This window comes from Candidatus Paceibacterota bacterium (assembly GCA_035452965.1).
Lineage (GTDB): Bacteria > Verrucomicrobiota > Verrucomicrobiia > Limisphaerales > UBA8199 > UBA8199.
Genome location: DAOTCE010000003.1, coordinates 322,039 through 332,148, shown reverse-complemented (window position 1 = coordinate 332,148; position 10,110 = coordinate 322,039). Strand labels below are relative to the sequence as shown.

Here is a 10,110-nt window from a genome sequence, read left to right as displayed (position 1 = left end):
CCGGTGGTGTGGGAGGACGGTGAGGTTCTAACCCTCACCTCCTACCCGATTTCTTTGCGGATTTCCGGGGAATACCGATGGCAATTCGCCCTCCCGGACTTCCCTTTTCGCCGCCTGCGCCACCGCCGGACGGGTGTTCTAACTGCTACGCTGGCCGCCGCCGGCGTTGGCTTGCGGTGGGCTGGAGGATGGCCTGTTGGTGCGGTCAGGCTACGGTGTGGTTCCCATGGGGGTCGGCCCCCATGGGAACCACACCGTAGCACTACAGTCCAGACACCGTAATCACAGGCCGAAGGTGCAGGAATCAGCGGGGACTCAAGAAGGCTGACAGGCAGGATCACTGTCCCAAATGTGGACAGTGTTGGGATGGTGAAGGTCGAGGGGCCATCCAAGTCGTGCGGCTAGATACCACCGTTGGCACTCCCCGGGAACCTGTGATGGACCTTTCTTTGTGCCGAGATCGTCCCACCTCGCCAGGACGCTACATGCCTGAGCCAACCAGTCGCCCTGCGTGCTGAGAGTGCCATTAATGACCAGGAAGGGGCGTGAGAGCGGCACCGAGACGGCCTAATGACGGCCTAATGACGGCCACTGGACGGCCACCCCATGGCCACGTGATGGCCGGGGCCAAATTCGGGCCCCGGCCATCGGCGGCTTTAGCGCCGGCTGTGAGGGCAATGGGAAAGGCGCGGCCCACGTAAGGTCTTCCCCCGGCGCTCTCGGTGAGAGCGGCCTGCCTTCATAAATCGGATGCATTTTCGCAGTTCGCCAAGGCCTGGGGTATTTGCGCCTCGGGCCTTCTGTTGGCATGCTTGTCGGCCGAATTGCGATGGTGCCAGCGGCTTGTTACTCCTGAGGATAGACGATGACGCGGTCGTGAACCAAGATGATAAGGTCGTTCTTGTTGTCTCCGGTCACGTCAGCGACAACGGCTTCGCGCGGCTCGGCGAAGTCGCTCCGGCGGCTGCGGAAGGTGCGTTCTTCGAAGACTTGCCAGCGGTCGGCGGGAACGAGCTTGCTGCGAGCGTCGAAGAGCACCAGGTCGAGGTAGTTCCTGGCGGTTTCCAGGAAGACCAGGTCCTTGCGGCCATCGTTGTCCAGGTCGCCGCTGACGACGTCAGTAAGGTGGCCATCCTTGATCGGGGTTTCGTATCCGTCGAGCTCGTTCAGTTCCCAGACCTCGCCGTCCAGCCGGAGGCAGGCGACGGCATTCAGACCGAGGAAGGTGATAGCGGTGGTCTTGCTGGCGCCGAGGGCGAGAGGTTGCAGGCTGGTGAACTCGGAGACGGGCAGCGGCACGTTGCGCACGACCTGCCATACCCCGGCGTGGTCGCGCTCGCAAAGGGTGAGGGCCTTGCGTTCGACATCAAGCAGGAACAGCGAGGGGATGGCATTGGGCCCGTTGGGGACTGCGGTGGCGCCGGCAAGCCGCGAGTTGCTGCCCGCGCCGTTGATCTGCTCCTTGACGATGAAGGTCCAGGCGGCTTGGTTGGTGGAGCCTGGCGCCAGCGCTTCGCGTTGCAGAACGACCGCGCGCAGGAAGTTCTTCTGGGTCAGCAGCAGCTCGGACTTGCCATCGCCGTCGATGTCGGCGGCGCTGAGCCACGGTTGGGCCAGTTCATAGGCGCCGCCGGGGGGGGCGACGTCCAACTCCTCGAAATCCTTGCCCGGAACCTGACGGAGAACCTTGACGTTCTCATAAGGCATTAGAATTACCAGGTCAGCGTGTCCGTCCTGGTCGGCATCGTGGAAGGCCAAGGTGGTGGGGTTGGACTTGAAGTCCCTGGTGAGCTTCTGGAGCCTGAACTTGCCGTCGGCGGTGCGCGTCACCAGCAGGCGTTGGCTTCCCTGGTCGCCCTTGCTTTCCGGCTCGACAATCACCGCCAGGACGGGCTTGGCCCCGGCTTGGAGAGCGCCGGCCGCCAGTGCGAGGGGCCTGCCATCGAGCGGGATCAGCGCAGGAAACGGCAGCCGCTGTTTATCATCCAGCCGGGTTACACCCACCTGGCGTTCATCGGCACTGAGCATGAAGATGTCCGGTTGACCGTCGCCGTTCCAGTCTGCGACTGCCAGGTCGCTGATGCCCGCGAGGGTGGGGAAGGCCTTGGAAGCGGCGAGCGAGCCATCCGGCTGCTGGAGACACAGGGAGACCTGGCCGTCTTCGGGCTCGGCAACAAGCAGGTCGGGCAGGCCGTCGCCGTTGACGTCGGCCCAAGTGGAGCCGCGCCTCGCCTTGTTGGTCCGGGCAAGCGGCCAGACCTGGAACTGGCCCTGGCGGAAGGAGCCGGAGAGCGTTTCGGCGGGTTTGCGGGTGAACTCGGAAACCTGCGCCCGGCCGGAGTTTTGGGCGATGGTGATGACCTGGGTCTGCTTGTCCGCCACGAGGTTGTCAGCCCAGTAGGAGCGAATGGACGGCATGGCGAAGTAGATCTCGGGGCCCAGTGAGCGATCTTGCTTCTGCAGCCGGAACCGGAAGGGGTTGCGGTCGTCCCAGTTTACCAGCAACGAATCACTGCGCGCGTCACCGTCAACGTCCACCACCTGAATGGATTTGACCGTGCCGGAAAGGGGAATCTTCTGTGGCTCCTCCAACACATGATCCTCTCGCTGGGCCAGGAAATAGAAGCAGTTTTCGGCCAACAGGACCAGGTCCGCGCGGCCAGTGCCGTCCAGGTCGCCAGTGGCGAGCGCATTCTGTGAGAGTTGGCCGTCATCAATGGACCACCGTTTGGGAGCGCTCCACTCGTTGGTGCCCTGGCTATTGAGCACGATCAACTCGCGGGGATCGCCATAGTAGGCGAGGTCCGGGCGCCTATCGCCGTTCAGGTCGGTGACGGCCATGGAAAAAATGCGTTTCTCGGAGGCAATCGAGTCAATGCGGAAGCGGGCATCCGGGGGCAGTTCGTTCGGCTCGCGCTTGCCCGCCAGCCTGGGCTTCCCGGCCAGGTTGGTCTTGCCGGTTTGGTTGTAGAGCAGGTTGATTTTGGAGCGGGCGTTGTTGACGACGATCAGGTCGTTTAATCCGTCGCCGTCGAGGTCGGCTACGTGCAGTTGGCTGATCTGGCTATCAATGGGGAATATCTCCCGGCCGGTGAAGCCGAAGCGATTGGTGCTGCCGGCGGCCAGGCAACTCACCGCGAGACCCAGACCGGCGGCGCAAATCACAGCGCTGCCGACCTTGGGTGGGGACCAGGCAATCGTCTTCAAGCACGGCGAAAGTGCCAACGGAATACGGCCTTGAAAAGGATATTGTGCGGCGAAGGGCCGCGCCTGAGCTTACTCCCCCACGAAATGGGCGTTGACCACGCGCGAGTGCGGCGCGCGACGGTGTTCCCAGAGATAGATTCCCTGCCAGGTGCCCAGCGCAAGCCGGCCGTGATTGACGGGAAGGGAGAGGTTGACGGTTGTAAGCGCGGTGCGGATGTGGGCGGGCATGTCGTCATCGCCCTCGACCGTGTGTACGAAGAGGGGATCGCCGTCGGGCACCAGGCGGGCGAAGAAGCGTTCGAGGTCGCGGCGCACGTCGGGGTCGGCGTTTTCCTGAATCAACAGCGAAGCCGAAGTGTGGCGGAGGTGCAGCGTCACCAACCCGCTGCTGCAGCGGTTCAGCTTGAGCCACTCCGCGACCTTGTCGGTAAACTCGTACAGGCCGCGACCGCCCGTGAAAATCCTGATCTCGTGTAAGGCCTGGCGAAGCATGTGAGCGACGGTCACCAGGACCGAGAACGACCGTCCGGGGCGCGGCGGGGGCTCACGGTGTGGCGGCGGCGGGCTTTGCCGCCTCAATTATCTTCTCCAGATCCGGATTGCGGGGATGCCCGTTGTCGAGAGCCTTCTGGTAGTGCCAGCGGGCCAGTTCCACCATTGGCGGCTTCTGGGAGATGTATTCCACGGCAAGGTTATGATGCGCGCCCGCATAGTTGGGATCGAGTTGGATTGCCTTGCGCAAGGCTGTTTCAGCGGGCCCGCGGAGGCCCTTCTCGCTGAGGGCGAGGCCGAGGAAGTTCTGCACCTGGGCATCCTGGGGATCATATTTCGCCGCAAGACCGAGCGCGTCAACGGCTTCGTCGTATTGCTTCTGGCGAAACCTCAGGCGGCCCAGGACAAACTGACTGTAAGCGTCCTCCGGGGCGAGAGCGACAGCCTGCTTGATGTTAATCTCAGCGGCCTCGAGATGGCCCAGGTCGAGTTCAATGGCGGCGAGATTGGCCAGGGCGGGAACGTTCTTGTTGTCCTGCTGCAGCACTTGCAGATACTTCTCCTCCGCCTGGTCGAACTGCCGGTTGGCGTAGTGGCGCTGCGCCTCAGCCGCCAGCGCCACGGTGCCGGGAGGAAGTTCCCTGGCTGGCACCTTCCCGGCGCTGCGAGTGGGTTGCGCCAGTTTGATTTCCGGCTGCTTGAAGAGAGCCAATTCCTCCGCCGTGTAAGGAACCTGGCGCGCTTCATATACCTGGAGGCGGGCGCGCAGTGTGGTCAGTTGATCCTCCAACTCCCGCAGGCGGGCTGCGGCCGCCTTGCCTTTGCGGCTGTAGAGTTCCTTGTTGGCGGAGTCGAGCGATTTCTTAAGCTCGTCTCGTTCCTGTTCAAGCTGCTTGATTCGGGCGGCGTCCGCGGCCCTGCTCGGCGCCGGGGATGCCGGCTGCGCGGACGTTTGCTTGACGCGGTTCTCCAGAGCAGTCTTTTCGAGCTGGAGCATTTCCTTGTCCGACTGCAAGGCGGCGATCTGGGCCTGGGCTTGAGCCAACTGCCGGCTCGCTTCCTCCGCCTTGGAGCTCGGCGGCGGGGCGGCCTTCAAGTCGGCGACCTGCTGCTTGAGGAGCTGATTCTCGGCGCGCAGCGCAGCAGCGGCTTCGGCTTCGGTGCTCAACGCCTTCATGCGGGCTTGCAGCGTCTCCTTGTCCGAGGCCAGGTCGGAAGCGAGCTTGGATTGCTCGGCGAGCTTGAGGTTGGCAGTTTCCAGCGCCTTTTTGGCCGCTTCGAGTTCAGCCGCATTAGCGGGACTGGGGGTAAGGCTATTCAGCTTCTCTTGCAGGAGGGTTTTTTCAGCGGCCAGTGCGTCGGCGGCTTTGGTCTTCTCAGCAAGGCTGCGATTCGCTTCAGCCAGCGCCTGGCGAGCTTCATCCAGCGCTTTCGTATCGGGGACGGGGGCGGCTTTGGTCTTCACCTGCTCCAGGCTCACCTTGAGCAGGTCGTTCTCTTTCATCAGCTCCTTGACCTTGTCCTCCGCCTTGGCCAGCTCGCGCGGGTCAACGGCGGCGGGTTGGACCGAGAGCGCCTCTTTGAGTTTGGCCTCCGCTACTGCTTTATCCGCCTGCGCCTGGCGAATCTGGTCCTTGAGGGTGTCGAGCTGTGTCTGCCCATCAGCGGGCGTCGGCTGCGCAGGCTGGGTAGAGCCGATGCCAGGAGGCGCCCCGGGCGCCTTGGCCGATTGCGCCGGAGCTGCCGGCGTGGCGGCAGCAGGTGATTGGGCGGACAGCGCCGCGATTTGGTCGGTGACGTAGTTCATCCGGAAGGTCACCACTTTGGTGTTCCAATTGGGGTACCCTTTCTGGATCCGTTGCAGCGCGGCCTGGGCTTCGACATACTTGGACAACGCCTCGCTGGACTGGCCGGCGTTCTTCAGCTTGTCTGCCTCCTGGATGAGGTTGTATAGGTGGACATACTGGTCATCCGCTCCCGCCGCTCGCGCGCCCGCCAAACCCAGGAGCAGCACGAGGATGACTGAAAACCATTTCATGACCAGAAGGATAGTGCATCCCGGACCGGTTTGGCAATGCCTTCGTCAATTGCCGCAGGCGGGCTTTGGGTATGGGAATACCGGGGATCGTCGTCCGCAGAACCCAATTGGGTCCATCGAAGACGCCAGTTAACCTTGAACTTCGCGGGCGGGCAGTGCAGCATCAGGACCGCTATAAGGCATCGAAGGATGACAACGCAGATTGCCTCAGGATTCGTGAATGGCGCGCAACACTGACAGACTCAGCGAGGAGCCAGATATCCGGGTGATGCTCCGCAATGCGCAAGGGAATTACCTGGCGCAGGATGACTATGGGTTGTACTTCACTGACACCCGGACAGCAGCCCTGGTGTTCAACTACCGGTCAGATTGTGTGGCCGATCAACTGGCGATACTGCAGAAGTCGCAGGGGATTGCTTTGGCGGTGGAGCCGGTGCCCCCGGAGGAGATCTACGAAACGTGTGACCGGTGTAATGACCTGTTCATGCCGTTTATGACCTACTTTGACGGGAAGCAATTCCTGTGCGCGGATTGCCGGCGACGCGGGCCAAAGCGGCCGAGACGCGGCTGAAGTGTTGGCGAGGCGGCCTGATTCGTGGCGTAACACCGGACAGAGCTGGCGCTTGTTTACGTTCTTCGCGCTGCGGGCAAGCACTGTCAATTGGCCCCCCTGCAATTGCGCACCCCCGCGCCTTGACGAAGCAAAAAACCGCTTGCCGCCGTCCGCCTGGCATGCTAAATTGCACGCGTGAATGGCAAGTTGAACCTGCTGCTTAAGAGCGCGCTGCTGCTGCGTAGCGCGGCAGTTGGGTTGTAGCCTTTCACCAAAGTTTACTAAACCCCACTGCCGCAACCGGTGGTGGGGTTTTCTATTTCCCTTACCACCCGGCCGTGTTAACAAGAAAGCGATACGACCATGTTGAAAGAACCGTCTGCCAAATACCGTCCGTTTCCGCCGGTCCACTTGCCCGACCGCCAGTGGCCGAACCGCACTCTCACGCGCGCCCCCATGTGGTGCAGCGTGGACCTCAGGGATGGCAACCAGGCACTAGCCATCCCCATGAACGTCGGCCAGAAGCTCGAACTGTTCCAGACGCTCCTGAAATGCGGCTTCAAGGAGATCGAGGTGGGATTTCCTTCGGCCTCGAACACCGAATTCACTTTTAACCGCCGGCTCATCGAGGAACGCCGTGTGCCGGATGACGTTTGGCTCCAGGTGCTGGTGCAGGCGCGCGAGGACTTGATTGAACGCACCTTCGAATCGCTGGTCGGGGCGAAGAAGGCCATCATCCACCTCTACAACTCCACCTCGCCCGCGCAACGCCGCATTGTATTCGGCATGACGAAGGAAGAAATCCTCCGCGTCGCCGTGCGCGGCGCCAAGTGGGTGAGCGAGCGCCTGCCCCAGTTAAAGGGCACCGAAGTCCGGCTCCAGTACTCACCCGAGAGCTTCAGCGCCACCGAAGTCGAGTTCGCCAAGGAAGCCTCCGAGGCTGTGATGGAGGTTTGGAAGCCTACGCCGCAGCACAAGATGATCCTCAACCTGCCCGATACGGTGGAGGTCGCCACGCCCAATGTTTATGCCGACCAGGTTGAGTGGATGTGCCGCAACATTCGGAACCGGGATTCGATCATTATCAGCCTGCACACCCACAACGACCGCGCGACGGGTGTCGCCGCGACTGAGTTAGGCTTGCTCGCCGGCGCCGACCGTGTTGAAGGCACGCTCTTCGGCAATGGCGAGCGCACCGGCAACCTCGACATTGTTACCGTCGCACTCAACCTCTACATGCAGGGCATTGATCCCAAGCTCGACTTCACCGACCTCAACGCCCTGTGCAATGTGTACGAGCGCTGCACCGGCATGACCATTCCGCCGCGCCACCCTTACGCCGGCGAACTGGTCTTTACCGCCTTTAGCGGCTCGCATCAGGACGCCATCAAGAAGGGCCTCTCCGAATGGTCCACCGGGCGTCAACAGTTCTGGGAAGTGCCTTACCTGACGATTGATCCGGCCGATCTCAGCCGCGAATACCGGGAGGTCATCCGCGTCAACAGCCAGTCCGGCAAAGGCGGCGTCGCCTACCTGCTGGAGAGTGAATACGGCATCGAACTGCCCAAGGAAATGCAGCGCGAATTTGGCCCCATCGCCAACGAAGAGGTGGATCGCCTCGGCCGCGAAGTCAGCGGCGCTGAGCTCAAGGGCATGTTCTGGCGTGAGTACATCGAACGCACCGCGCCGTGGCAGCTCCAGGGATTCGAGACCGAAAGCCGCAACGGCCAGGTCCGCTGCCGCGCGCGCCTGCTGCGCGATGGCAAGCCGGTCGAGCTTGCCGGCGAAGGCAATGGCCCGCTTGCTGCATTGGTCCACGGCTTCATCTCCGCCAGCGTGCCGCGCTTCGAGATTGTGAGCTACAGCGAACACGCCCTGAGCGCCGGCGAGGAAGCCGCCGCCATCGCTTACATCCAGGTCAAACACGCGGACGGCCGTACACGGTGGGGCGCTGGTGTGGACACCAACATCGAACTTGCCTCCGTCCGTGCGGTCCTTAGCGCCTTGAATCGGTCGTAGTCCGGCGAGATGTTCAGGTAGTTGCCTCCGACGCAAGGAGGCTCGGGCTTGCCGAGCGCAGAAGACTGAGCTTCCTCGGTTCCGTTGCTGCCTTAGCGAATAGGCATGAGTTAGCGCTGCCACCAGCGGGGACAGGCTCTTTTTGCTTGCCCGCCAACCTGACTCCGTGCAAGCAGACGGTATGCGTCATATGATACTCGTCCTGGCAGCGCAACTGGTGCTCCTCCTCAGCGCTCCGGTTCCAGCCCCCGCCGCCGCTGCGGCCCAGGCTGCCTCTCCCGGCGTCCATAAACTGGGAGACCTCGTCATCTATCGGGACGATAGATTCTACAGCAGCTTTCCTTCGATCGTGCGGCGCCCCAACGGAGAGCTGCTCGTGGCGTTTCGCCGCGCGCCGGAACGCCGTCTGTTGGGCGAACGCAGTACGAGCCACACCGACCCGAACAGTCACCTGGTGCTCGTCCGCTCGCGTGACGACGGCAAGAGCTGGAGCCAAAACCCCGAGCTCATCTATGCCCACCCATTCGGAGGCTCGCAGGACCCTTGCATGGTCCAACTGCGCGACAATACCATCGTCTGCAGCAGCTACGGCTGGGCCCTGCTGCAGGCTGGCGCTGTGGCCAAGCTCAAGAACCCATTCTGCCACGGCAACTTCGTCTTCATGGGCGGCTACCTGCTCCACTCCAGAGACGGAGGCCGATCCTGGCAAGGCCCAACACTACCGCCGCCAACCCCGGGGGAAACGGTAATGGATCCGTTCAACCAGCCTGTGCCCGCCTACAACCGCGGCGCGATGTGCCAAGGCAAGGACGGCAGACTTTATTGGGTGGTAACTTCCAAGACCTCGACCACGCCGGGCGCTCAGGGAACGCACTTGTTCATTTCCCAGGACAACGGCAGCACCTGGCGCTACTCTTGTCCGGTCGCCTCCGATGCGAAGGTGGTATTCAACGAGACATCACTCTACGAAACACCCAAAGGCGATCTGGTGGCCTTCATGCGCACCGCGGACTTTGACGATCACACCGTTGTCGCGCGCTCGACTGACCGTGGTCAGACCTTCCAGCCATGGCAGGACGCCGGTTTTCAGGGCCACCCGCATTACGCGCTACGCTTGCCGGACAATCGCGTATTGCTGGTGTACGGGTACCGCCACTCGCCGTTCGGCATCCGCGCCCGCGTGCTCGATCCCGAATGCGCTAATCTGGCTTCCGCCCCGGAAATCGTCCTGCGTGACGACGGTGGCGATGGCGACCTCGGCTACCCCTGGGCCGCCCTGCTCTCGAAGCACCGCGCCCTGATCGTCTATTACTTCAACTCCGCCAACGGCACCCGCCACATCGCCGGAACACTCCTTGCCGTTGACAGATAGTTCAATTGCCCGGCGTAGCGTGCCAGACTGGATACCAGACAACTCAGTCTGCCCACACAGAAAGTCGCTAGTTGCGCGATTCAATTACGGTGAGGCAGGCGACGTATTGAGCCATTTCGAAGAGGGCGCGACCGGCGTTCTTACCGGCGTAGACACGCTTAAGGCGGGTCTTGATGCGGGCGATGCAGATCTTGCGCATTGCGCCGGGGTCGGTTTCACCGGGGGCCGCGTGCGCGAAGAACTCCTGCCAGTGCGCAGTCTGCTTGGCGACCTCCCCCCAGAAGAGCGGTGGCAGGTCCGGCAAGGGCGGACACGACGGCGGCAGCGATTGCATCATCGGCACAGTGCTGCAAGGCCGGAACCCCGTCAAGGGCTCCGCGGTGCCCTCACAATCCAGGCGCATGCATGTTTCTCATTAATGGGGCGGTC

The 10,110-nt window shown here is 62.5% G+C and carries 7 protein-coding genes; 3 read left to right on the top strand and 4 right to left on the bottom strand.

Going from position 1 to position 10,110, the window contains the following annotated elements:
- Nucleotides 1–846: 846 nt before the first annotated feature.
- The 3 genes from P5205_05085 to P5205_05075 all read right to left on the bottom strand — a co-directional run bounded on the left by P5205_05085 (nucleotide 847) and on the right by P5205_05075 (nucleotide 5,737).
- A complete protein-coding gene (locus P5205_05085; GenBank protein HSA09728.1) occupies nucleotides 847–3,207 on the bottom strand; it encodes a VCBS repeat-containing protein in 2,361 nt (786 codons plus the stop codon).
- A 69-nt stretch (nucleotides 3,208–3,276) separates the two neighbouring features.
- Entirely contained in the window at nucleotides 3,277–3,699 is a 423-nt protein-coding gene (locus P5205_05080; protein ID HSA09727.1) for a secondary thiamine-phosphate synthase enzyme YjbQ, read from the bottom strand.
- A 52-nt stretch (nucleotides 3,700–3,751) separates the two neighbouring features.
- Nucleotides 3,752–5,737, bottom strand: coding sequence for a tetratricopeptide repeat protein (locus P5205_05075; GenBank protein HSA09726.1), 1,986 nt, complete (start codon nucleotides 5,735–5,737; stop codon nucleotides 3,752–3,754).
- 220 nt (nucleotides 5,738–5,957) lie between these two features.
- On the opposite strand from P5205_05075, the gene P5205_05070 reads away from it, so the two are divergent.
- From P5205_05070 to P5205_05060, 3 genes are all read left to right on the top strand, one after another.
- Nucleotides 5,958–6,308, top strand: a complete 351-nt coding sequence (locus P5205_05070) for a hypothetical protein (protein HSA09725.1) — start codon at nucleotides 5,958–5,960, stop codon at nucleotides 6,306–6,308.
- Between the two features lie 345 nt (nucleotides 6,309–6,653).
- Nucleotides 6,654–8,309 (top strand): 2-isopropylmalate synthase, encoded by a 1,656-nt coding sequence (gene leuA, locus P5205_05065; protein ID HSA09724.1) that lies wholly within the window; start codon nucleotides 6,654–6,656, stop codon nucleotides 8,307–8,309.
- A gap of 181 nt (nucleotides 8,310–8,490) precedes the next feature.
- Entirely contained in the window at nucleotides 8,491–9,681 is a 1,191-nt protein-coding gene (locus tag P5205_05060; GenBank protein HSA09723.1) for a sialidase family protein, read from the top strand.
- A gap of 67 nt (nucleotides 9,682–9,748) precedes the next feature.
- On the opposite strand, the gene P5205_05055 is transcribed toward P5205_05060, so the two are convergent.
- Complete coding sequence (locus P5205_05055; GenBank protein ID HSA09722.1) at nucleotides 9,749–10,084, bottom strand: hypothetical protein; 336 nt, start codon at nucleotides 10,082–10,084, stop codon at nucleotides 9,749–9,751.
- Between the last annotated feature and the right edge of the window lie 26 nt (nucleotides 10,085–10,110).

Bases quoted from the DNA above. Each gene is read 5' to 3' on its own strand.
- P5205_05060 (HSA09723.1), top strand. From the start codon at position 8,491: ATGCGTCATATGATACTCGTCCTGGCAGCGCAACTGGTGCTCCTCCTC.
- P5205_05070 (HSA09725.1), top strand. From the start codon at position 5,958: ATGGCGCGCAACACTGACAGACTCAGCGAGGAGCCAGATATCCGGGTG.
- P5205_05075 (HSA09726.1), bottom strand. From the start codon at position 5,737: ATGAAATGGTTTTCAGTCATCCTCGTGCTGCTCCTGGGTTTGGCGGGC.
- P5205_05055 (HSA09722.1), bottom strand. From the start codon at position 10,084: ATGCGCCTGGATTGTGAGGGCACCGCGGAGCCCTTGACGGGGTTCCGG.
- leuA (HSA09724.1), top strand. From the start codon at position 6,654: ATGTTGAAAGAACCGTCTGCCAAATACCGTCCGTTTCCGCCGGTCCAC.
- P5205_05080 (HSA09727.1), bottom strand. From the start codon at position 3,699: ATGCTTCGCCAGGCCTTACACGAGATCAGGATTTTCACGGGCGGTCGC.